19 protein-coding genes are annotated in these 21,797 nt (G+C 70.2%); 6 read left to right on the forward strand and 13 right to left on the reverse strand.

Features of this window, described 5'->3' with window-relative positions:
• The first annotated feature begins 152 nt into the window (after nt 1-152).
• A complete protein-coding gene (gene satS, locus JDV09_RS13030) occupies nt 153-1,415 on the forward strand; it encodes a protein export chaperone SatS (RefSeq protein WP_221369554.1) in 1,263 nt (420 codons plus the stop codon).
• Nucleotides 1,416-1,463: 48 nt separating this feature from the next.
• Here the strand turns inward: satS and JDV09_RS13035 are convergent, their stop codons facing one another.
• Genes JDV09_RS13035 through JDV09_RS13045 form a run of 3 tightly spaced genes read right to left on the reverse strand, consistent with a single transcriptional unit; the run spans nt 1,464 to nt 4,370 of the window.
• Nucleotides 1,464-2,552: an adenosine deaminase gene (locus tag JDV09_RS13035; RefSeq protein WP_221369555.1), complete on the reverse strand. Its 1,089-nt coding sequence runs from the start codon at nt 2,550-2,552 to the stop codon at nt 1,464-1,466.
• 16 nt (nt 2,553-2,568) lie between these two features.
• Complete coding sequence (locus JDV09_RS13040) at nt 2,569-3,966, reverse strand: thymidine phosphorylase (protein WP_221369556.1); 1,398 nt, start codon at nt 3,964-3,966, stop codon at nt 2,569-2,571.
• Nucleotides 3,963-4,370: a cytidine deaminase gene (locus tag JDV09_RS13045; RefSeq protein WP_221369557.1), complete on the reverse strand. Its 408-nt coding sequence runs from the start codon at nt 4,368-4,370 to the stop codon at nt 3,963-3,965. Before JDV09_RS13045 ends, JDV09_RS13040 begins: the two co-directional genes overlap by 4 nt.
• A gap of 237 nt (nt 4,371-4,607) precedes the next feature.
• On the opposite strand from JDV09_RS13045, the gene sdhC reads away from it, so the two are divergent.
• Genes sdhC through JDV09_RS13065 form a run of 4 tightly spaced genes read left to right on the forward strand, consistent with a single transcriptional unit; the run spans nt 4,608 to nt 8,131 of the window.
• A complete protein-coding gene (gene sdhC / locus JDV09_RS13050; RefSeq protein ID WP_221369558.1) occupies nt 4,608-5,039 on the forward strand; it encodes a succinate dehydrogenase, cytochrome b556 subunit in 432 nt (143 codons plus the stop codon).
• A 47-nt stretch (nt 5,040-5,086) separates the two neighbouring features.
• The gene (locus JDV09_RS13055) at nt 5,087-5,536 is read left to right on the forward strand and encodes a succinate dehydrogenase hydrophobic membrane anchor subunit (RefSeq protein WP_221369649.1); all 450 of its coding nucleotides are present in this window, start codon (nt 5,087-5,089) and stop codon (nt 5,534-5,536) included.
• A gap of 22 nt (nt 5,537-5,558) precedes the next feature.
• Entirely contained in the window at nt 5,559-7,352 is a 1,794-nt protein-coding gene (gene sdhA, locus JDV09_RS13060) for a succinate dehydrogenase flavoprotein subunit (protein ID WP_221369559.1), read from the forward strand.
• The gene (locus tag JDV09_RS13065; RefSeq protein WP_221369560.1) at nt 7,352-8,131 is read left to right on the forward strand and encodes a succinate dehydrogenase iron-sulfur subunit; all 780 of its coding nucleotides are present in this window, start codon (nt 7,352-7,354) and stop codon (nt 8,129-8,131) included. Before sdhA ends, JDV09_RS13065 begins: the two co-directional genes overlap by 1 nt.
• Before the next feature lie 841 nt (nt 8,132-8,972).
• On the opposite strand, the gene JDV09_RS13070 is transcribed toward JDV09_RS13065, so the two are convergent.
• On the reverse strand, nt 8,973-10,184 hold the full coding sequence (locus JDV09_RS13070; protein ID WP_221369561.1) for a nucleotide disphospho-sugar-binding domain-containing protein: 1,212 nt from the start codon (nt 10,182-10,184) through the stop codon (nt 8,973-8,975).
• A 41-nt stretch (nt 10,185-10,225) separates the two neighbouring features.
• On the opposite strand from JDV09_RS13070, the gene idi reads away from it, so the two are divergent.
• Nucleotides 10,226-10,786: an isopentenyl-diphosphate Delta-isomerase gene (gene idi / locus JDV09_RS13075; protein WP_221369562.1), complete on the forward strand. Its 561-nt coding sequence runs from the start codon at nt 10,226-10,228 to the stop codon at nt 10,784-10,786.
• On the opposite strand, the gene JDV09_RS13080 is transcribed toward idi, so the two are convergent.
• The 9 genes from JDV09_RS13080 to JDV09_RS13120 form a co-directional block, all read right to left on the reverse strand.
• The gene (locus JDV09_RS13080) at nt 10,768-11,781 is read right to left on the reverse strand and encodes a DUF5914 domain-containing protein (RefSeq protein ID WP_308124115.1); all 1,014 of its coding nucleotides are present in this window, start codon (nt 11,779-11,781) and stop codon (nt 10,768-10,770) included. The two genes, idi and JDV09_RS13080, sit on opposite strands and share 19 nt — an antisense overlap.
• Nucleotides 11,778-13,307 (reverse strand): FAD-dependent oxidoreductase, encoded by a 1,530-nt coding sequence (locus JDV09_RS13085; protein ID WP_221369563.1) that lies wholly within the window; start codon nt 13,305-13,307, stop codon nt 11,778-11,780. Before JDV09_RS13085 ends, JDV09_RS13080 begins: the two co-directional genes overlap by 4 nt.
• Complete coding sequence (locus JDV09_RS13090; RefSeq protein WP_221369564.1) at nt 13,304-13,651, reverse strand: lycopene cyclase domain-containing protein; 348 nt, start codon at nt 13,649-13,651, stop codon at nt 13,304-13,306. The genes JDV09_RS13085 and JDV09_RS13090 overlap by 4 nt, the downstream gene beginning before the upstream one ends.
• Nucleotides 13,648-14,013 carry a lycopene cyclase domain-containing protein gene (locus JDV09_RS13095; protein ID WP_221369565.1) on the reverse strand — a complete coding sequence of 122 codons (366 nt, stop codon included), beginning with the start codon at nt 14,011-14,013 and terminating at the stop codon, nt 13,648-13,650. Before JDV09_RS13095 ends, JDV09_RS13090 begins: the two co-directional genes overlap by 4 nt.
• A 3-nt stretch (nt 14,014-14,016) precedes the next feature.
• Nucleotides 14,017-14,961, reverse strand: a complete 945-nt coding sequence (locus JDV09_RS13100; protein WP_221369566.1) for a phytoene/squalene synthase family protein — start codon at nt 14,959-14,961, stop codon at nt 14,017-14,019.
• Nucleotides 14,958-16,466, reverse strand: coding sequence for a phytoene desaturase family protein (gene crtI, locus JDV09_RS13105; protein ID WP_221369567.1), 1,509 nt, complete (start codon nt 16,464-16,466; stop codon nt 14,958-14,960). The genes JDV09_RS13100 and crtI overlap by 4 nt, the downstream gene beginning before the upstream one ends.
• Nucleotides 16,466-17,554 carry a polyprenyl synthetase family protein gene (locus JDV09_RS13110; protein WP_221369568.1) on the reverse strand — a complete coding sequence of 363 codons (1,089 nt, stop codon included), beginning with the start codon at nt 17,552-17,554 and terminating at the stop codon, nt 16,466-16,468. The genes crtI and JDV09_RS13110 overlap by 1 nt, the downstream gene beginning before the upstream one ends.
• A gap of 117 nt (nt 17,555-17,671) precedes the next feature.
• The gene (locus JDV09_RS13115) at nt 17,672-19,870 is read right to left on the reverse strand and encodes an MMPL family transporter (RefSeq protein ID WP_221369651.1); all 2,199 of its coding nucleotides are present in this window, start codon (nt 19,868-19,870) and stop codon (nt 17,672-17,674) included.
• A gap of 390 nt (nt 19,871-20,260) precedes the next feature.
• A complete protein-coding gene (locus JDV09_RS13120; RefSeq protein WP_221369569.1) occupies nt 20,261-21,766 on the reverse strand; it encodes a gamma-aminobutyraldehyde dehydrogenase in 1,506 nt (501 codons plus the stop codon).
• Between the last annotated feature and the right edge of the window lie 31 nt (nt 21,767-21,797).

Consider the following 21,797-nt stretch of genomic DNA (forward strand, 5'->3'; position numbering starts at 1 on the left):
ACCTGCACCCGCCTGGCCCCTCTCCGCCGAAATGGCATTCCAGCAGAAAAAGTGCGAGTAGGGACCCACCGGAATGCCATTTCGGCGGGGATGGCGGGCGGGTCGCGGCGGGGGCAGTCGAGCGCCCGGGGCAGGTCGTTAGGCTGTGCCGCATGGCTGCTGACATCGTGCCCATCCAGCTCAAGCTGACCGAGGGCGACGTGTACACCTTATGGGCGCCGCGCTGGCGCGCCGACGGAGACGAGTGGGAGGCCTTCCTCGGCAAGGACGAGGACCTGTACGTCTTCGAGTCCGTCGCCGACCTGGCGGCGTTCGTGCGGACCAACACCGACAACGACCTGGCCGACCACCCGGCCTGGGAGAAGCTCACCGAGGCCAACGCACACACGCTGGTCCCGTCCGAGGAGCACGTCCACGACCTCGCGGGCTTCGAGGAGCTGCTGAGCGACAAGCCGACCGAGGACGGCGTCAAGGAGCTGCACGGCTCGCTCGCACTGGTGTCCTCGATCGGGTCGGTGTGCGAACTGCCTGCGGTCACCAAGTTCTTCAACGGCAACCCGGTGCTGGGCACCGTCGGCGGCGGGGTGGACGCGTTCGCCGGCCGGGCCGGGCGCAAGCGCTGGGCCGAGATCGAGAAGACGATCGCCCGCGGCTGGGACAACGTCATCGAGGCCATCGACGCGATCATCTCCACACCCGAGGTCGATGCCGTGGCCGTGGAGAAGGCCCAGGCCGAGCTCGACGAACCCGCGCCCGAACCGGACGAGGACGACATCGTCGACGAGGTGGTGATCGACGACATCGTCGACACCGACGAGGAGGCCGACGAGCTCGCCGCCGCGGCCGAGCAGAAGGTGCTCGGCAGCGACGAGGACTTCTGGGCGCGGGTGGGCATCGACCCGGTCCGGGTGATGACCAGCCGCGGCAGCTTCTTCACGCTGCGGTGCTACCTCGACGATCGGCCGATCTTCCTCGGCCGCAACGGACGTATCAGCGTGTTCCCGTCCGAGCGGGCGTTGGCCCGCTATCTGGCCGACGAGCACGATCACGATCTGTCGGACCTGGCGACCTACGACGACATCCGCACCGCCGCCAACGACGGGTCGTTGCGCATCGACGTCACCGAGGACAACATCTACGTCCTGACCGGGATCGTCGACGACCTTGCCGAAGGGCCCGACGCGCTGGACCGCGATCAGCTCGAGCTGGCCGTCGAGTTGCTCCGTGACATCGGCGACTACGCCGAGGAGACCAGCGTGGACGCCAAGCTCGCCGAGGACACCGAGTTGGGCCACGTCATCGCCTACGTGCTCGATCCCTCGTCGGTGGACCGGCCGAGCGCCCCGTTCGCCGATGCGGTCGCTCAGTGGGAGTCCCTGGAGACCTTCGTCGAGTCCCGCCTCCGCCAGGAGTGATTCGGGTGTAGTTCGTCACGCTGCGGTTGACGAACGACACCGAACTCCCTAGCCGATCAGGACGGCGTAGCGGGGCTTGATGACCTCGTCGATCACCGCCAGCCGTTCGTCGAACGCGATGAACGCCGACTTCATCGCGTTGATGGTGAACCGCTCCAGGTCGCTCCAGCCGTAGCCGAACGCCTCGACCAGCCGCAGCATCTCCATGCTCATCGTGGTGTCGCTCATCAGCCGATTGTCGGTGTTGACGGTCACCCGGAAACGCAGCCGGGCCAGCAGGTCGAACGGGTGCTCGGCGATGCTGGCCACCGCGCCGGTCTGCACGTTGGAGCTCGGGCACATCTCGAACGGAATCCGCTTGTCCCGCAACAGCGCTGCCAGCCGACCGAGGTGGGCCGTGCCGTCCGCGTCGATCTCGATGTCGTCGACGATGCGCACCCCGTGCCCGAGCCGGTCGGCGCCGCAGAACGCGATCGCCTCCTGGATGGACGGCAGGCCGAACGCCTCGCCCGCGTGGATGGTGAAGCGCTCGTTGTTGCTGCGCATGTACTCGAACGCATCGAGGTGACGGGTGGGCGGGTGGCCCGCCTCGGCGCCGGCGATGTCGAAGCCGACCACCCCCTTGTCCCGGAACCGGACCGCCAGCTCGGCGATCTCCAGCGAACGCGCGGCGTGGCGCATCGCGGTGACCAGGCAGCGCACCACGATGCTGTGCCCCTCGGCGGCGGCCGCCTTCTCGCCGTCGGCGAAACCGGCCAGCACCGCGTCGACGACCGCGTCCAGCGACAGACCGCCGTCGATGTGCAGTTCCGGGGCGAACCGGACCTCGGCGTAGACGACGTTGTCGCGGGCCAGGTCCTCGACGCACTCGTAGGCCACCCGGTGCAGCGCGTCGGGGGTCTGCATGACGCCGACAGTGTGCGCGAACGGCTCCAGGTAGCGCTCCAGCGACCCGCTGTGCGCGGCGGTCTTGAAGAACGTCGCGAGCTTGTCGACCTCCGTCTCGGGCAGCTGGTCGTAGCCGTACTGGGCGGCCAGCTCGATCACCGTCGCGGGGCGCAGGCCGCCGTCGAGGTGGTCGTGCAGCAGCGCCTTGGGGGACTGCCGGATGTTCTCCAGTGTCAGTGGTGTGGTCACTGATTCCTCCCCTGGGTCAGACGATCCGGTCGATGATGAGCGGACGCTCCGCCGGTGCTGCGTCCCCGACGTCATACGCGCCGTCGAGTTCGGACAATGCTGCCCCGAAACGCTCCGGAGTGTCGGAGTAGAGGGTGAACAGCGGCTCGCCGGCCGCGACCGGTTCGCCCGGTCTGCGGTGGATGCGCAGGCCCGCGCCGAACTGCACGCGCTCGCCCGGCGCCGAGCGGCCCGCCCCGAGCCGCCACACCGCCAGACCCACTGCCATCGCGTCGATGTCACCCATCGTGCCACCCCGCGGCGCGCTGATGGTCTCGGAGTGCGCACCCAGCGGCAGGCCGTCGGCCGACAGCGCCGCCACGTCCCCGCCCTGGGCGGCGACGAGGTCGCGGAACCGGTCCATCGCCGATCCGTCGCGCAGCGTCTGCGCCGGGTCGACGGCGTCCAGCCCGGCGGCGTCGAGCATCTCTCGGGCCAGGGCCAGCGTCAGCTCCACGACATCGGCCGGCCCACCGCCGGCCAGCACCTCGAGCGACTCGACGACCTCCACCGAGTTACCGACGGTACGCCCGAGCGGGACGTTCATGTCCGTCAGCAGCGCCCGGGTGTCCAGGCCATGCTCGGTGCCCAGGTCGACCATCGTGCGAGCCAGCTCGCGCGACTCCGCCTCGGTGGCCAGGAACGCCCCGGACCCGACCTTGGTGTCGAGTACCAGCGCACGGGTGCCCTCGGCGATCTTCTTGCTCATCACCGAGCTGGCGATCAGCGGCAGCGACTCGGTGGTTCCGGTGACGTCGCGCAGCGCGTAGATCTTGCGGTCGGCGGGCGCGAGCTCACCCGCGGCGAAGATGGCCGCGCCGAGATCGCGCAACTGTTGCCGGATCTGGGCCTGGGAGATCTCGGCGGTGAACCCCGGGATGGACTCCAGCTTGTCCAGCGTGCCGCCGGTGTGGCCGAGCCCGCGCCCGGCGGCCTGCGGCACCGCCCCGCCGCAGGCCATCACCACCGGCACCAGCGGGATGGTGATCTTGTCGCCGACCCCGCCGGTGGAGTGCTTGTCGACCAGGGCCAGCGGCCGGCCGTCGCGACGCAGGTCGGTGAAGTCCATCCGCTCGCCGGAGTCGACCATCGCGGCAGTCCACCGGGCGATCTCGGCGGTGGTCATGCCCTTCAGGAAGATCGCCATCAGCAGCGCCGACATCTGCGCGTCGGCGACCCGGCCGTGGGTGTAGGCGTCGATGACCCAGTCGATGGCGGCGTCGGAGAGCACCCCGCCGTCACGTTTGGTCCGGATGACCGTCGGAGCGTCGAAGGACGCGACACCCGGCCCGGGAGCGTCGAAGGACGCGACAGTCGACCCAGGAGCGTCGGACGACGAGGGGACGTCGAAGGACGAGGGGACGTCGGAGGTCATGACGGCCGGACCCGGGCCAGGTCGTCGGGGCCGAACGCGTCGGGCAGCAGGTCGCCCAGCGGCTTGGGGCCGTCGGGATGATCGATGAGCATGTCGGGTCCCCCGTGTTCGAGAAGCACCTGCCGACAGCGGCCGCACGGCATCAGCGCATTGCCCGTGGCGTCGACCACCGCCAGCGCGACCAGTCGGCCGCCGCCGGTGGAATGTAGCGCGCACGCCACAGCACACTCGGCACAGAGACCTAGGCCATATGAGACATTCTCCACATTGCAGCCGACCACCAGTCGATGGTCGTCGACCAGCGCCGCCGCCCCCACCGGAAATCGCGAATACGGTGCATATGCGCTGCGGGACGCCTCGATTGCCTTGTCCCTCAGTAACTTCCAGTCGATATCGATCGTCACTTCCACCTCGCTGAGCACACTTCTGAATGCATTCCGAAATCCCGTCCGTCGCCGCCCGGTCCTGGATAGGTAGACCTAACTAAGCCTCGTGAGCACCCTGATCGGCTCCACGCTAGTTCGATAACCCGCACGTGGGGGTTTAGAGTCGCCCCGAGGTTTGGGGCAGGGGTCCGGGCCGTGCCTGTTGGGGCCAGTGTGATCCCGCCGCGAGCGTCCACCGATGGCGTTGGAGGCCAGATGAGCACTCAGACACCGAGTCTGACACCGGGAAGCGGCGAAGCACCCGCGCCCCGGTCGAGTCGGCGCACCTTCTACCGCGGCGACCCGGGCATGTGGTCCTGGGTGCTGCACCGCATCACCGGCGCCACGATCTTCTTCTTCCTGTTCGTCCACGTGCTGGACACCGCGTTGGTGCGGGTGAGCCCCGAGGCCTACAACGAGGTCATCGACACCTACAAGACCCCGATCGTCGGCCTCATGGAGGTCGGCCTGGTCGCCGCGGTGCTCTACCACGCGCTGAACGGGGTGCGGGTCATCCTGATCGACTTCTGGCAGCACGGCCCCAGGTACCAGAAGCTGATGCTGTGGATCGTCGCCGGCGTCTGGCTGGCCGTGATGATCCCGGCGCTGGGCGTGCTGGGCATGCACATGGTGGAGCGGTTCCTGTGACCACTTCCGAGCATTCGAAAGGACGGGCCGAGAACCCGTACGACCACATCAGCGATCGCGGCGGCCCCGCGCCGGTGCTGCAGACCAGCTACGACCGGCCCGCCAGCCTGGACAACCCGCGCGCGCCGCGGCGCGGCGGCGGAATGCCCAACTTCGAGAAGTACACCTGGCTGTTCATGCGCTTCTCGGGCATCGTCCTGGTCTTCCTGGCGCTGGGCCACCTGTTCATCATGCTGATGTGGGACGACGGGGTGTACCGCATCGACTTCAACTACGTCGCGCAGCGCTGGTCCTCGCCGTTCTGGCAGACCTGGGACCTGCTGCTGCTGTGGCTGGCCCAGCTGCACGGCGGCAACGGGATGCGCACCATCATCGCCGACTACAGCCGCAAGGACTCCACGAAGTTCTGGCTCAACACGTTGCTCGCGCTGTCGATGGCGTTCACGCTGGTGTTGGGTACCTACGTGCTGCTGACCTTCGACGCGACCATCTCTTGATTCTCTCCAGGGAGCCACGACAGTGATTCAGGAACATCGCTACGACGTCGTCATCGTCGGCGCGGGCGGCGCCGGCATGCGCGCCGCGGTGGAGGCTGGCCCCCGCGCCCGCACCGCGGTGCTGACCAAGCTCTACCCGACCCGCAGCCACACCGGCGCGGCCCAGGGCGGCATGTGCGCCGCGCTGGCCAACGTCGAAGAGGACAACTGGGAGTGGCACACCTTCGACACCGTCAAGGGCGGTGACTACCTGGCCGACCAGGACGCCGTCGAGATCATGGCCAAGGAGGCCATCGACGCGGTGCTCGACCTGGAGAAGATGGGGATGCCGTTCAACCGCACCCCGGAGGGCCGCATCGACCAGCGCCGGTTCGGCGGGCACACCCGCGACCACGGCAAGGCCCCGGTGCGCCGGGCCTGTTACGCCGCCGACCGCACCGGCCACATGATCCTGCAGACGCTCTACCAGAACTGCGTCAAGCATGACGTCGAGTTCTTCAACGAGTTCTACGCGCTGGACATCACGCTGACCGAGACGCCGTCGGGCCCGGTGGCCACCGGCGTCGTCGCCTACGAGCTGGCGACCGGCGACATTCATGTCTTCCACGCCAAGGCAATCGTCTTCGCCACCGGCGGTTCGGGCCGGATGTACAAGACCACCTCCAACGCCCACACGCTGACCGGCGACGGGCTGGGCATCATCTTCCGCAAGGGACTTCCGCTGGAGGACATGGAGTTTCACCAGTTCCACCCGACCGGCCTGGCGGGCCTGGGGATCCTCATCTCCGAGGCGGTGCGCGGCGAGGGCGGGCGGCTGCTCAACGGCGAGGGCGAGCGCTTCATGGAGCGCTACGCGCCGACGATCGTCGACCTGGCGCCGCGTGACATCGTGGCGCGCTCGATGGTTCTCGAGGTGCTCGAGGGCCGCGGCGCCGGCCCCAACAAGGACTACGTCTACATCGACGTGCGGCACCTCGGCGAGGACGTGCTGGAGGCCAAGCTGCCCGACATCACCGAGTTCGCGCGCACCTATCTGGGCGTGGACCCGGTCAAGGAGCTCGTCCCGGTGTACCCGACGTGCCACTACGTGATGGGCGGCATCCCGACGACGGTCAACGGCCAGGTGCTGGCCGACAACACCACGATCATCCCCGGCCTGTACGCCGCGGGCGAGTGCGCGTGCGTGTCGGTGCACGGCGCCAACCGGCTGGGCACCAACTCGCTGCTGGACATCAACGTCTTCGGGCGCCGCGCCGGCATCGCCGCCGCGAACTACGCACTGGGACACGACTTCGTCGACCTGCCGGAGAACCCCGCGAGCATGGTGATCGACTGGGTCGGCGACATCCTCTCCGAGGCCGGCAACGAGCGCGTCGCCGACATCCGCGGCGCGCTGCAGCAGTCGATGGACAACAACGCCGCGGTGTTCCGCACCGAGGAGACGCTCAAGCAGGCGCTGACCGACATCCACGCGCTCAAGGAGCGGTACTCCCGAATCACCGTGCACGACAAGGGCAAGCGCTACAACAGCGACCTGCTCGAGGCCATCGAGCTCGGCTTCCTGCTGGAGCTGGCCGAGGTCACCGTCGTGGGTGCGTTGAACCGCAAGGAATCCCGCGGCGGGCACGCCCGCGAGGACTATCCCAACCGCGACGACACCAACTACATGCGCCACACCATGGCCTACAAGGTTCCAGGGGGTGGGAGCGAAGCGACTGGGGGGACTGGTCAAGCCCCGGGCCTGCTGGCCGACATCCGGCTGGACTACAAGCCCGTGGTGCAGACCCGGTACGAACCGATGGAACGGAAGTACTGATGACGATCGCTCCCGAGGCCCAGACCAAGGATCCCGAGCTGCCGCCGGTGCCCGACGGCGCGGTGATGGTGACGCTGAAGATCGCCCGGTTCAACCCGGACAACCCCGACGCCGCCGGCTTCCAGAGCTTCCGGGTGCCGTGCCTGCCCAGCGACCGGCTGCTGAACCTGCTGCACTACGTGAAGTGGTACCTGGACGGGACGCTGACGTTCCGGCGGTCCTGCGCGCACGGCGTGTGCGGCTCGGATGCGATGCGCATCAACGGTGTCAACCGATTGGCGTGCAAGGTGCTGATGCGCGACATGCTGCCCAAGAAGGCGGGCAAGCAGCTCACCATCACGATCGAGCCGATCCGCGGCCTGCCGGTGGAGAAGGACCTGATCGTCGACATGGAGCCGTTCTTCGACGCCTACCGCGCGATCAAGCCCTACCTGATTACCACCGGCAATCAGCCGACCCGCGAACGGATTCAGAGCCAGACCGACCGGGCGCGCTACGACGACACCACCAAGTGCATCCTGTGCGCGTGCTGCACCACCAGCTGCCCGGTGTACTGGAACGAGGGGTCCTACTTCGGCCCGGCCGCGATCGTCAACGCACACCGGTTCATCTTCGACAGCCGCGACGAGGGTGCCGCCGAGCGGCTGGACATCCTCAACGACGTCGACGGGGTGTGGCGCTGCCGGACCACGTTCAACTGCACCGAGGCCTGCCCGCGCGGCATCCAGGTCACCCAGGCGATCCAGGAGGTCAAGCGCGCGTTGATGTTCGCGCGCTGACGAAGGCGGGCGAGGCACGAGCCCGACGAGGAAGCACGCCATCCAGACCCGCGCGCTGACGAAGGCGGGCGAGGCACGAGCCCGACGAGGAAGCACGCCATCCAGACCCGCGCGCTGACGAAGGCGGGCGAGGCACGAGCCCGACGAGGAAGCACGCCATCCAGACCCGCGCGCTGACGAAGGCGGGCGAGGCACGAGCCCGACGAGGAAGCACGCCATCCAGACCCGCGCGCTGACGAAGGCGGGCGAGGCACGAGCCCGACGAGGAAGCACGCCATCCAGACCCGCGCGCTGACGAAGGCGGGCGAGGCACGAGCCCGACGAGGAAGCACGCCATCCAGACCCGCGCGCTGACGAAGGCGGGCGAGGCACGAGCCCGACGAGGAAGCACGCCATCCAGACCCGCGCGCTGACGAAGGCGGGCGAGGCACGAGCCCGACGAGGAAGCACGCCATCCAGACCCGCGCGCTGACGAAGGCGGGCGAGGCACGAGCCCGACGAGGAAGCACGCCATCCAGACCCGCGCGCTGACGAAGGCGGGCGAGGCACGAGCCCGACGAGGAAGCACGCCATCCAGACCCGCGCGCTGACGAAGGCGGGCGAGGCACGAGCCCGACGAGGAAGCACGCCATCCAGACCCGCGCGCTGACGAAGGCGGGCGAGGCACGAGCCCGACGAGGAAGCACGCCATCCAGACCCGCGCGCTGACGAAGGCGGGCGAGGCACGAGCCCGACGAGGAAGCACGCCATCCAGACCCGCGCGCTGACGAAGGCGGGCGAGGCACGAGCCCGACGAGGAAGCACGCCATCGGGTCCGGCGCGCTGACGAAGGCGGGCGGGGCTACAGCTGCGACTCCAGCAGATCCGCGCCCCGGGCCACTCCTCCGGTCGCGGCGAACCCGGCCGACACTGCGGCGGCACCGTCGGTCATCGTCATCGCCTGCTGCGCCGCCGCGCGCAGCCTGGACACGGTGAGCCGCCGCGCCGGCAGGCGGGTACCGCACCGGGCCATCTCCACCCGGCGCGCGACCTCGAACTGATCGCGACCGAACGGCACTGCGCAGACCGGGATCCCGCGCCGCAGCGCCTTCTGGGTGATCCCCATGCCGCCATGGGTGATCACACACACCGCCCGGTCGAGCACCAGCGAATGCGGCACGAACCGGGCCAGCGTGAGACCGGGACGCCGGGTCACCTCCGCACCCCCGCCGGCGGGGCTGGTGGCCACCACGTGCACGGGTTCACCGGCCAGGGCCTGCACCGCGGCACCAACCAGCGCCTCGTCGGCCTGGCGCACCGAGGACGTGGTCACCAACACGATCGGGGCGTCGATGTCGTCGAGCCAGGCCGGGCGATCGGCCGGCGGGTCGAAATCCGCCGGCCCGATCATCGCCACCGAATCTCCCCAATCGGTGCCGGGATACTCGAACGGCTTTCCGGTGGTCACCAGCATCGCCGGGGCGCGGCGCAACAGTGCGTCGGCAGTGTGCACCGGCGGCAGCCCCAGTGAAGCGCGCACCGGGGCCATCCCGACGCGGAACGGCCGGTCGAACACCACCCGGGTGACGCTGCCGACGCCCCAGTCGCGCAGCCGGCCCGCCGGCCCGGGCATCGGCTTCTTGCCGGCGCCGAACGGCGGCAGACCCGCGGCCCGCAGGTAGGGGATGAACGGGGAGAACACCGTCCACGGACGCCGGCCCGCCTCGGCGGCCGACATCGCACCCCAACAGTTGGCGTCGACGACCACCAAGTCGGGATCGACCGTCTGTACCGCGCGGGTGAAGTCGCCGATCTCGAGCCCCGCGCGCTCGGTGAGCACCCGTACGGCGTTGCTCGCCGAGCGCAACACGCTGGGCGACTCGGCATCCCGCACGGCCTCGATCCGGCGGTCCACCGGCTCGGCTTTGAAACCCAAGCCCCGGCACAGGTCGACACCGTCCGCCAGCGTCCGGGTGTGGATCTCGTGGCCGCGGGCGGCCAGCTCGCCCAGCTGGGCGCAGAACGGGAACAGGTGGCCAATGGCCGGCGCGGTATACGCGAGCACTACCGCCATTGCGCACCCATCCGATCCGGGCGCGGCGCCGAATGACTGTCATGACATCGATGGACACCCGGGACATGGTGGTACTTCTCGACGACGCGGGGACGACGATCGGCACCGCCTCGAAATCGGAGATCCACCACGGGTCGACGCCGCTGCACCTCGCCTTCTCCTGCTACCTGTTCGACGATGCCGGGTGGGTGCTGCTGACCCGGCGCGCTGTCAGCAAGAAGACGTTCCCGGGGATCTGGACGAACTCGTGCTGCGGCCATCCCGCCCCCGGCGAATCGATCGACGCCGCCGTACGGCGCCGGGTGAGCGAAGAACTCGGCGTCGGGATCACCGCCCTGCGCTGCGTCCTGCCGGACTTCCGCTACGTCGCGGTGGCCGCTGACGGGATCGTCGAGAACGAGGTCTGCCCGGTGTTCTGCGCGCGGGTCACCGGGCCGGTGCGCGCCGACCGCGAGGAGGTCGCCGACTACACCTGGGTGCCGTGGGATCACCTGCGCGCCGCCGCGGGGCTCGGCTGGGCGATCAGCCCGTGGGCGGTCAAGCAGGTTCCGCTGCTGGCTGCAGAAGGGATCGGACAAGGCTGTCAGGACCTCAGCTCGTAGAGTCGCTCGGCGTAGGCCAGGTCGTCGCGCCAGAGCCTGGTCGCAGCGTGACTCATCAGCGGGCGGGTCAGTGGCGAAGCCACCAGCCCCTTGCCGAAGTGGGGCCGGTCGGAGTGCGCGATCACCGCCTCGACGACGGCGGTGCGGGGCCGCCCGTCAGGACCGACACCGACGGGTGTGGCATGGGTCTCCACCACGCTGCTTCGCCCTTCACCCTCCACGATGCGCATCACCACGGTGCGCGGACCCGGTGTGGTGAATTCGGCGATGACCGGCACCCCCAACCGGCCGATCCGGAACGTCACCTCGACGACGAACTTGTCGAGTTCCTCGGGCAGGTCGGCATCGACGGGCGGCGCGCTGAGCACCCGCAGCCGGGTGAACGAGTGCGGATGGAACCAGGCGCCGTGCCACGGATCGAGCCGGTTGGACACGATGTCGCGCGGCTCGCACACCCCCTCGAGCCGGGTGACCGCTGCAATGGCCGGCGCGGGCGGTCGGACCGGCGCGATCGGCGTCGCCGACGGGGCCACGTCGGCGGGCCCGTCGACGCGCACCCAGCACAACACGCCGTCGTCGTGTGCCGGGTAGGGCTTCCACGTACCGTGCCGACGCCGGCCCAGCCGCAGGCCGTGCCACGGGCACACCAGCTCGCCGCAGTCCACGGAGGCCAGCGCGAGATCGGCTCCCAGGTGCGGGCAGGCCCGCGGCGCGACCTGCAACGCCCCGTCTGCGGCCCGCCACGCCACCACCTCGCGGCCCGCCACCGTCGTCCCCAACGCCGCGTCGGTGACGTCCGAGCTGGCCGCGAAGACGAACCAGTTGCCGCCCGGCCGGTGCTGCGCGCGGGCGTAGGCCGCCTCGATCACCGCGGGATCGGCGTCCTGCCAGGTCGGGGCCTGGGCCGCCCAGTCCATCGGGGCGAGCACCTCGAACGGCCACGCCTTGGACAGCGAACCGGCCAGCCTGTCCCGCCAGCGCGAGACCGCGCTCACCGCGCGGCCCCGGCCAGCCGGCGCAGCAGCGCCGAACGGCCCCGGTTGGGCACCGTCTGCAACGGGTGACCGGCCAGGCCGAACCCGCCGAGCAGCTGGTTGGCCGCGCTCCAGCCGGTGGTGGCGGCGCGTTCCATCAACGCCACCGGCGCGTCGACGCGGATGCCGTCGCCGGCCAGCACGACCCGCGGGTCGGGGGTGTCCACCGTGGGCCGGCCGGCGAAGTCGCCGGGCGCGAAGCGCGGGCAGTCGGCGTGACGCAGTAGCCGCTCGTCGACGATCGTCGCGTCGACGGTCTCGGGGTAGAGCTCGTGCATGCGCTCGAGCAGCGCCTTGCGCACGATGTCGTCGCTGTCCTCGTCGGATACCGAGTAGGCGTGCAATTCGACCACCGAACCACCCGTGCGGGCAGCCCACTGCGCGGCCTGGGCCTCGTAACGGTCGACCACGCTCACATTGTCCAGGGGTTCCCGCCCTCCTGTCCCGACGAACGGGGCGCGGTCGGAGCGCACGGCACGGTCCAGCCACAGCCGCAGCACGACGAACGGCGGCGCGGTGCCCATCGCGGCGACCCGATCGCGCCACGGCCCGTCACCCAGCGACGGCGAGGACGCCACGATGCTGCGCAACCCCGCGACATCGGTGGCCAGCACCACGGCATCTGCCTCGAACTGCGGACCCGTCGTCGTGACGGTCACCCCGCGCCCGCTCGACACCGTCTGCACCGTGATCCCGGTGTGGAACCGCGCACCCAGCCCCTCCAGATAGGACCGCAACGGATTCCACAGTGCGACATCGAAGTTCGCGTTCGCAACGTCGAAGATCAAACCTTCGCTGGAACCCAGGAAATAGATGTGGAACATCGTGACCAGTTCACCGGCCGACAGCGCCTCCGGCCGCGCGAAGAAGCTGCGGGCGAACACCTCGAACGCCAGATGCCGGGCCGCGTCGGGGAAGTTGATGTCACGCAGGAAGGTCGCGGCGTCGCGGTCGTCGAGCAGCTCGTAGGTCTGCGGCACCGACACCGCCGCCAGCGGCGCGGCGGCCCTGGCGTCCAACCCCAGCAGGTCGCGCAGCGTGAACGTCGGGCTGCGCAGCGCGAACACCAGGGCGTTCAACGGCGGCGTGGTGGGCAGCCCCCGGAACGTGTCGGTGCGACCGGCGCCGTCGATCAGCGGGTAGTCCTCGACCGGTGTCAGCGCGCTCAGCCGGCTGTCGCTGCGCCGCAACAGCTCCCGCAGGTTGTAGTACTGCCGGAAGAAGGCGTGGAAGCCGCGGTTCATCGCCGCGGGCGAGCCGTCGGCCAGCACATCGGGCCAGCCGCCGACCCGACCCCCGAGGTAGCCGTGCTGCTCCACGACGTCCACGGCCACACCACGTTCGGCCAGCCCGGTCGCCGCCGCCAGGCCGGCGATGCCGGCACCGACGACCACGACGCGCGGGCGCGGTTCGCCCTCGGGCGCCCGCAGTAGCCCGGGCGCGCCGGGAATCGTCTGTCGGCGCCGGTCGAGACGCTCGGCGGTCACTGCCGCTCCCCCGCCCGGATCCGGCCCCGCTCCCCCGCCCGGATCCGGCCGCGCTCCCAGAGCAGGAGCACCGCAGTCACCAGCGCGAAGCCGAACAGGAAGTCCTCCACCGGGATATCCCACGGGAAGCGCACCCCGCTGAAGTGGTCGTCGCTGTAGAGCACCAGCGGCGCCGACAGCTTGGTCAGCCACCCGTCGACGGGTATCTGGAAGCCCATCACGATCACCATCGAGATCCAGTACGCGGGACGGCGGAACAGCCCGGTACGCAACACGGCAAGTTCCAGCACGCACACGAGCACCACCGCCAGCACCACCGGCAGCGTATAGCCCAGGCCGATCATCGGATGTCGCTCGTCTCTTCGTTGTTCTGGACGGCCTTCCCGCGCTGCCGGCGCAGCGCCGACAGGATGGTGTCGACGGCGTTGTAGGTCAGCAGGCCGCACAGCGGGATCACCACGAAGAACAGCACCTCCTCGAGCGGCAGGTCCCCGGGGGCGATCACGCCGGTGATGTAGAGCGGGTTGTACCACCACACGTCCGCGGCGACGGCGATGACGTCCCACACCAGGAACACCGCGGCGACCGGCAGCAGCGCCGCGGCCAGCAGGCGCGGGCGGCGATACACCCCGGCCCCGAAGAATTCCAGTGGCGCGGTGATGAGCAGACACGCCCCGAGAACGATCAGGTACTGCCAGCGATCCACCCCTCACACACCCCCGTACCGGATCCGGTTGACCCATGCCCCGGCCAGACCGGTCACCGCCACCGCCAGCCGCCGCGGCTTACCGACGGTGGCCCGCCGGCCGAAGATCTCGAAGTCGACGGCTTCGATGCTGTCGAGGATCTCCGAGTACAGCGTCAACGCGGCCGCCACACACGGCCGCGACGCAGGTGCCAGCTCCTGGATACCGGGCCGGGCCTGGTCGTAGACCGCGCGGGTGATCGCGTGCTGCTCGGCCAGTGCCGCGCGCACCCGCACGTCGGTGCGCCGGTTGGCCCGACACCACGTCAGCAGATCGCGGTCCACCCCGTGGGCGGCCAGCTCGTCTGCGGGCAGGTAAACCCGGCCACGGGACAGGTCCTCGTCGATGTCACGCAGGAAGTTGGTCAGCTGGAACGCTTTTCCCAACGCCGCCGCATACGGCGCCGCCTCCTCCCGCGGCCCCGCCGTGCCCAGCACCGGCAGCAGCTGCAGACCGATCACCTCGGCCGAGCCATACATGTAGCGCTCCAGCGACTTTCGGTCCGGATAGTCGGTGACGGTCAGGTCCATCCGCATCGACGCCAGGAAGTCGTCGAACAGATCCCAGCCGATGTCGTACCTGCGCGCCGTGTGCACCACCGCGGTCAGCGTCGGGTTGTCGTCGCCGCGCCGATTCTGCACCAGGCTGTTGAACAGCCGGGTGGACAGCTGCTGCAACTGCTCGGCGCGCTGTTCCGGACTGCGGGCGTCGAAATCGTCGAGGATGTCGTCGGCCCCGCGGGCGAACCCGTACAGGGCGTGCACCGCGGGACGCTGCCGTGGCGCCAGCAGCCGGGTGGCCAGGAAGAACGTCTTGCCGTGCCGGGCGTTGACGGAGCGGCAGTGCTCGTAGGCCGCACGCAACGACGGTTCCCGGACGCCGGCGGCGTCGAGCTCGGTGCTGATCATGAGCGGTTCACCTCTGATGTTGGGCGAGGGGCAACGACACCGGTGACCCGGTCGGCGGCCAGCCGGCCGGACAGGATCGCGGTCGGGACCCCGACACCGGGGACCGTCGAGGAGCCTGCGAGCACGACATTGTCGATGCCGCGGACGGTGTTGGCGGGCCGGAACGGCCCGGTCTGGGCGAAAGTATGCGCCAGCGCGAACGGTGACCCGGCCGCCATGCCCTGCCGGCGCCAGTCGGCCGGGGTGACCACGTGCAGGATCTCGGCGTCCTCGGCGACCCCGGGCATCCGGGCGCGGACCACGCCGAGCATCCGATCCACATAGCCGGCTTCGGCCGTGTTCCAGTCCACCGTGCCGACATCGGTGTTGGGCGCCGGGGCCAGCACATAGAGCAGGTCACGACCGGCCGGGGCCAGCGACGGGTCCCCGGCGGTCGGGCGGGTCACCAGCAGCGACGGATCGCCCATCACCCGGCCGTCGTCGATGATGTCGGAGAACGTCTGGTGCCAGGCGTGTCCGAACAGGATGGTGTGGTGGCCCACCCCGGGGTCGACCTGTGCGCATCCGACGTGGGCGACCACCGCCGACGGCGCGGCCCGGTGCCGCAGCAACCGCCGCGGTGTGCGGCCGAGCATCCGGTAGGTGTCGGGCAGCTCGGTGGTGAGCACGACCGCGTCGGCGGGCACTCGCCGCCCGTCGACGGTGCGCACCGCGCTCACCCGCGATCCGGCGAACTCCAGATCGGAAACCGTTGCCCCGTAGACGAACTCGACGCCGGCATCGGCGGCGGCCGCGGCCATCGCATCCGGCAGTGCCCGCATCCCGCCGCGCGGGAAGTACACGCCGGCCACGGTGTCCATGTAGGCGATCACCGCGTACACCGCCAGCGCGCTCTGGGGCGGCACCCCGGCGTAGAGCGCCTGGAAGGTGAATACCCGCAACAGCCTTTCGTCGTGGATGAACCTGCGCATCAACGGTTCCCACCGGCGGAAGGCGCCGAGGGCGACGAGGCGGGCCAGCTGGGGGGTCAACAGCGACAACGGGGAGTCGAAGTTGGCGGCGATGAAGCCGTCGAACTCGGTGCGGTACAACGTCGTCAGCCACTCCCGCAGCCGCAGGTAGCCGTCGGCGTCGGCGCGTCCGGCGAACCGTTCGATCTCGGTGGCCATCGCCGCGGCGTCGGTGTGCACGGTCAGCGCGCTGCCGTCGGCGAAGCCGGCGTGGTAGGCAGGGGCGACCGGGTCCAGCGGCAGACAATCCGGTAACGAACGCCCGACGGCGGCGAACGCGTCATCGATGATGTCGGGCATGGTCAGCACGGTGGGGCCGGTGTCGATGCGATAGCCGGCGATATCGGCGCGGCCGACCCGGCCGCCGGGATGCTCGCCGCGCTCGACGACGGTGACCGCACGACCGCGACCGGCCAGCTGCAGTGCCGCCGACAGGCCCGACAGCCCGGCACCGACGACCACGACCCGGTCGGTTCTTCCGCTGACGGTGCGCATCAGGCGGCCCGCTGGGTGCAGGCGACGGCCATGTCGGCCAGCGCGGCGCGGGGCCGGTCGTCGAGCGCGACCCGCTCGAGGTGGCTCAGTGCCTCGGCGTGCCGGTCGGCGATGAGGTCTTCGATGCGCTGTACCGCGCCGCTGGCCACGATCAGGTTGCGCCAGTGTTCGACGGCCGCGGCATCGATCTGCGGGGCGGCCATCAGGTCGGCGAGCTGGCGGCGCAGCGGGGAGTCGGCCAACTCGTAGGCGGCGACGATGACACTGGTGGCCTTGCGGTCCTCGATGTCTGTGCCGGCGGACTTTCCGGTCAGCGACGGGGTACCGAACACCCCGAGGATGTCGTCGCGCAGCTGGAACGCCTCACCGATCGCCGACCCGTAACCCGACAGCGCGTCGAGCACGCTACGCGGGCACCCGGCCATCGCCGCGCCGAGCTCGAGTGGCCGGCGCACGGTGTAGTTGCCGGACTTGCGGCGCAGCACGTCGAGCACCTGGTCCAGCGTCGGGTAGGTCTGGCAGCTGTTGACCAGATCGCAGAACTGGCCGATCGCCAGCTCGGTGCGCATGGCGTCGTAGCGGGGCCACACCCGGGCCAGCGCGGCGTCGCCGACCCCGCTGCGGCGCAGCATCTCCTCAGCCCACACCAGGCACAGGTCGCCGAGCAGGGTCGCCGCGGACTCACCGAACCGTTCCGGGGACCCGGCCATCGCCCGGTCGCGATGCCACCGGGCGAACACCACATGTGCAGCCGGCCGGGACCGGCGCATCGGTGAACCGTCCATGACGTCGTCCTGCATCAACGCAAACGCATGCAGCAGCTCCAGGCTGGCCGATGCCCGCAGCGCCGCATCGTCGTCGGCGGCCCCGCACAGCCAGCCCAGATACATGAACGTCGAGCGCACACACTTGCCGCCGTCGAGGAAACTGCACAGCAGCCGGCCGGCCACCCCGATACCGGCGTCATCGAGCCGGGCCGCGCACTCGTCGCGCACGAACCGATCCACGTGTTCGCGCACCGCATCGCGCACGTCGTCGCGCCATGCCGCCAGGCCGACCGACGATCCACCCCACCCGTTCTTCGTCATCAGACGCGCCCCCGATCGCTCTCCCCTGTCCAAACGACCGCTCCTTCTGTGATGTTCCCCTCGGCCTTTCACATCGCTATTCGGAGCAGTAATCCGATTGGATGGGTGACGCGCTGATCAATTTCGGGCGGCGTGCCGGCCCGGGGGTCGCCGGGTCAGCGCGGCCGGCGCCCACCAGTTCCACCGACCCATCAGATGCATGAACGCCGGCAGCAGCACCATCCGCACCAGGGTGGCGTCCACCAGCACGGCCAGCGTCAGACCCAGGCCGAACATCCGCATGAACGAGACCTGCGCGGCGATCAACGCGCCGAACGAGATGGACATGATCAACGCCGCAGCGGTGACCACCCGCCCGGTGTGGGCCAGACCCAGCGCGACGCTCTCGTCGTTGTCGGCCCGGGTGCGCCCGCCGGCCAGCCAGAACTCGCGGATGCGGGCGAGGATGAACACCTCGTAGTCCATCGACAGACCGAACGCGATGCAGAACAACAGCACCGGCATGTTGGCCACCAGCGTCCCCGTCGGTGTCGTCCCGAACGCGCCGAGGTGACCCTCCTGGAAGATCCACACCAGCGCGCCGAACGCCGCGGTCAGCGACAACACGTTGAGGATCAGCGCCTTGATCGGAAGCACGACGCTGCCGGTCAGCGCGAACAACAGGACGAACGTGATGGCCGCGATGATGCCCAGCACCAGGGGTAGCCGCGCTCCGATAGCGGCGACGCTGTCACGTTTGACCTGCGCGATTCCGGTGACCGCGACGTCGCGGCCGCCCGGGCCGGCCAACGCGCGCAGTTCGTCGAGTTGATTCTCCGAGGCCTCGGAGAACACCGCCGCGGTGCTGCCGACGGTCAGGAACGCCGCACCGTCGGCGGTTGCGGCCGCACCGGACGGCGGGCCGACCCGGGCACCGCCGGCGTAGGTGCCGCTCGGCGCGCTGACCGTCGACACGTCGGCGATCCGGGAGGCAGCCAGCGCGTAGTCCTCGAAGTCCCGCGGACTCAGCCCGGCCGCGTCGGGCACCACCACGGTGATCGCGGCCTCGGAGTTGTCGGAGAACCGGGTGCGTAGCGCGTCTCCGACCTGATGGGCCGACGCCGTGGACGGCAGCACCCGTTCGTCGGGCAGCCCCCACTGGACCCGTAGGAACGGCAGACCCAGACACAGCAGCGCCGCGGTGCCGGCCAGCGCCACCGCCACCGCCCGCCGGGTGACGAACTTCGTCGACCGGTACCAGAACCGTTGCTGCACCTCGGTCGGCTCGGGCCGGCGACGCAGCAGCCGGCGGACGTCCATCGCGTCGAGCCGATCACCGAGCAGCATGATCGCCGCCGGGGTCACCACGATGGCCGCCACCGCGCACAGCGCCACGGTGGCCACCCCGGCATAGGCGAACGACTTCAGGAAATACATCGGGAACAGCACCATCGCCGCCATCGACAGCGCCACCGTCAACGCCGAGAACGCCACGGTGCGTCCCGCGGTGATCATCGTGGTGATCAGCGCCCGCTCGCGCTCGGCGCCGGCGGCGACCTCGTCGCGGAACCGGCTGACGATGAGCAGCGTGTAGTCGATCGCCAGCGCCAGCCCGAGCGCCGTGGTCAGGTTCAGCGCGAAGATCGACACGTCAGCGCCCAGTGCGATCAACCGCAGCACCGACATCGACCCCACGATCGCCAACGCGCCGACGGCCACCGGCAGCGCCGCGGCCGGCAGGCCCTTGAAGACCCACACCAGCACGAGGAAGCTCAGCGGGATCGCGATGGCCTCCATCAGCAGCACATCGCGCTGGGTCTGGGAGTTGATCTGCGCGTACACCATCGCCGATCCCCCGGCGCTCACCTCGACACCCTCCAGCCCGGCCACGATCGTCGCCTCGACGTCCTCGGCGAGCGCGCGGGCGGTCTGCGGGGCTTCGTCCTCACCGCCGAGCAACTCGGCGATGATCAATCCCGTCGCACCGTCCTCACTGCGCAGGGCTGCCGCGGCCTGCGGGGGTGAGGTCCAGGCGGAGACGACGTCGACGACGTTCGGGTCGGACTCGAGCCGCTCGACGATCTGGCGGGCGGGGGGCGCGGCGGCAGGGTCCGGCCCGGTGAGGGTGAACACCAGCTGTAAGTCGCCACGACCGAACGTCTCGGCCAGGATGCCCGTCGCACGGGCGGATTCCGACGTCGGATCCTGGAACCCGCCTGCGGTGAGGCTGTTTGCCACCGGGATCCCGAACACCGCCGCTGCGGCCATCAGCACCGCCGCGGCCGCCACTATCCGACGAGGCGCAGCGATGGCCAGCGCGGCGATTCGATGCAGCAGGGTGGACCTCACCTCGGGTTCTCGCGGTGTTCTCGTGCCCGATCTCGCGGTGTTCTCGTGCCCGAAGCGTCCGTCATTCCGCCACAGCGGGCAAGCCGCCGAGCTGAATCGTCAGGGATGCGTCAGCCTTCGGCCACCCTGGGCGGCCCTGGTCGAGCACGGGACGTATCCGGGGTGTCCCGGCACCGTCGCAGCGAACCGCCCGTCGTTCACCCACCGCGGGCCGACCGGCCGGCTCGCCAGAGCGGAAGGTGGATCGGAGAAAGCCGCGCTCGCCGGGACTTTCGATGCCACCGTGGACATGGTGGTGGTCGTCCGAGAGGAACTGCCCGACGGCCACCCCGGCCGCGCCGAATACCGGCGGTCGCGCGCATCCTCGCCCGCGTGCACTTAGCGCTTGGTGAAAATCGTTCGGTGCCAGGCCTTGTCGACCACGCCGGTGATGTCGCTCATCACGTGCTTGATGGACAGGTACTCCTCGAGCGAGTACTGGCTCATGTCCTTGCCGAAACCCGAGGCGCCGAACCCGCCGTGCGGCATCTCGGAGATGATCGGGATGTGGTCGTTGATCCACACGCAGCCCGCGTGGATCTCCCGCGACGCCCGCTGCGCGCGGTACACGTCACGCGTCCACGCCGAGGCGGCCAGGCCGTAGGCGGTGTCGTTGGCCTGCCGGATGGCGTCGTCGTCGTCGGTGAACGGGCGCACCGTCAGCACCGGCCCGAAGATCTCGTCGCGCCACACCTCGGCGGACTCCGACACGTCGGTTATCAGCGTCGGCCGGTAGAACGACCCCGGCCCGTCGGGCGCCACCCCGCCGGTGACGATGCGCCCGCCCTCGGCCGGTGCCCGCTCGACCATGCCGGCCACCTTGGCACGGTGCGCCAGCGAGATCAGCGGGCCCAGATCGGTGTCCGGGTCGCCGGGCTCACCGACGACGATCTTGGCGAACACCTCCTCGACCCCGGCGACGAAGTCGTCGTACAGGCCGGCCGACACGATCGCCCTGGTGGCCGCGGTGCAGTCCTGCCCGGTGTTGATCAGCGCGCCGGCCGCCGCACCCTGGATCGCGGCATCGAGATCGGCGTCGTCGAACACCACGAACGGCGCCTTGCCGCCCAGTTCCAGCTGGGTGCGATGGCCGTGCGCCGCCGCCGCGAGCATGACCTTTCGCCCGACCGGCGTCGACCCGGTGAAGGTGACCATGTCGACGTCGGGATGGCCGGCCAGCCGGGTTCCCACATCCACCCCGGCACCGGTCACCACGTTGAACACGCCGTCGGGCAGACCGGCCTCGGAGGCCAGCCGGGCCAGCGTCAGCGTCGTCAACGGGGTGATCTCGGCCGGCTTGATCACCACCGAACACCCGGCGGCCAACGCGGGCAACACCTTCCACACCGCCATCTGCAGCGGATAGTTCCACGGCGTGATGGTGGCGACCACCCCGACGGCCTCGCGGCGGATCGACGAGGTGTGGTCGCCGGAGTACTCGGCCGACGCCTTGCCCTCGAGGTGACGGGCGGCACCGGCGAAGAAGTCGATGTTGTCCACACTGCCCGGTACATCGAACTCGGTGGCCAGCCGCACCGGCTTGCCGGTCTGGCTGACCTCCTCGGCGACCAGGGTGTCGGCCGCCTCGTCGGCCAGCTTGGCCAGCTTGGCCAGCACCGCCGAGCGCTCGGCGGGGGTCGCACCCGCCCACTGCCGCAGCGCGCTGCGAGCCGACGCGACCGCGGCGTCCACGTCGGCCGGCTGGGCCAGCGCATACTCGGCGACGGGCGCCCCGGTGGCCGGGTTGACCAGCACGTGCGGGGCGCCACCCGTCTGCACCGGCGCGCCGTCGATCCAGCTGCTGGCCAGGCGGGGAGTGACGGTCGAAGAGGGAACGACGCTCATTCCTCCACGCTATCGCGCGCTGCCGGGCATG

Origin of the sequence: Mycolicibacterium xanthum, assembly GCF_019710635.1 — a bacterium.
In the GTDB taxonomy this organism is placed as follows: domain Bacteria; phylum Actinomycetota; class Actinomycetes; order Mycobacteriales; family Mycobacteriaceae; genus Mycobacterium; species Mycobacterium xanthum.

Coding starts and splice junctions, on each gene's coding strand:
- JDV09_RS13040 (WP_221369556.1), bottom strand. CDS start 3,966: ATGACCTCCGACGTCCCCTCGTCCTTCGACGTCCCCTCGTCGTCCGAC.
- JDV09_RS13120 (WP_221369569.1), bottom strand. CDS start 21,766: ATGAGCGTCGTTCCCTCTTCGACCGTCACTCCCCGCCTGGCCAGCAGC.
- idi (WP_221369562.1), top strand. CDS start 10,226: ATGACATCGATGGACACCCGGGACATGGTGGTACTTCTCGACGACGCG.
- crtI (WP_221369567.1), bottom strand. CDS start 16,466: ATGCGCACCGTCAGCGGAAGAACCGACCGGGTCGTGGTCGTCGGTGCC.
- JDV09_RS13100 (WP_221369566.1), bottom strand. CDS start 14,961: ATGATCAGCACCGAGCTCGACGCCGCCGGCGTCCGGGAACCGTCGTTG.
- JDV09_RS13090 (WP_221369564.1), bottom strand. CDS start 13,651: ATGATCGGCCTGGGCTATACGCTGCCGGTGGTGCTGGCGGTGGTGCTC.
- JDV09_RS13065 (WP_221369560.1), top strand. CDS start 7,352: ATGACGATCGCTCCCGAGGCCCAGACCAAGGATCCCGAGCTGCCGCCG.
- sdhC (WP_221369558.1), top strand. CDS start 4,608: ATGAGCACTCAGACACCGAGTCTGACACCGGGAAGCGGCGAAGCACCC.
- JDV09_RS13070 (WP_221369561.1), bottom strand. CDS start 10,184: ATGGCGGTAGTGCTCGCGTATACCGCGCCGGCCATTGGCCACCTGTTC.
- JDV09_RS13110 (WP_221369568.1), bottom strand. CDS start 17,554: ATGACGAAGAACGGGTGGGGTGGATCGTCGGTCGGCCTGGCGGCATGG.
- satS (WP_221369554.1), top strand. CDS start 153: ATGGCTGCTGACATCGTGCCCATCCAGCTCAAGCTGACCGAGGGCGAC.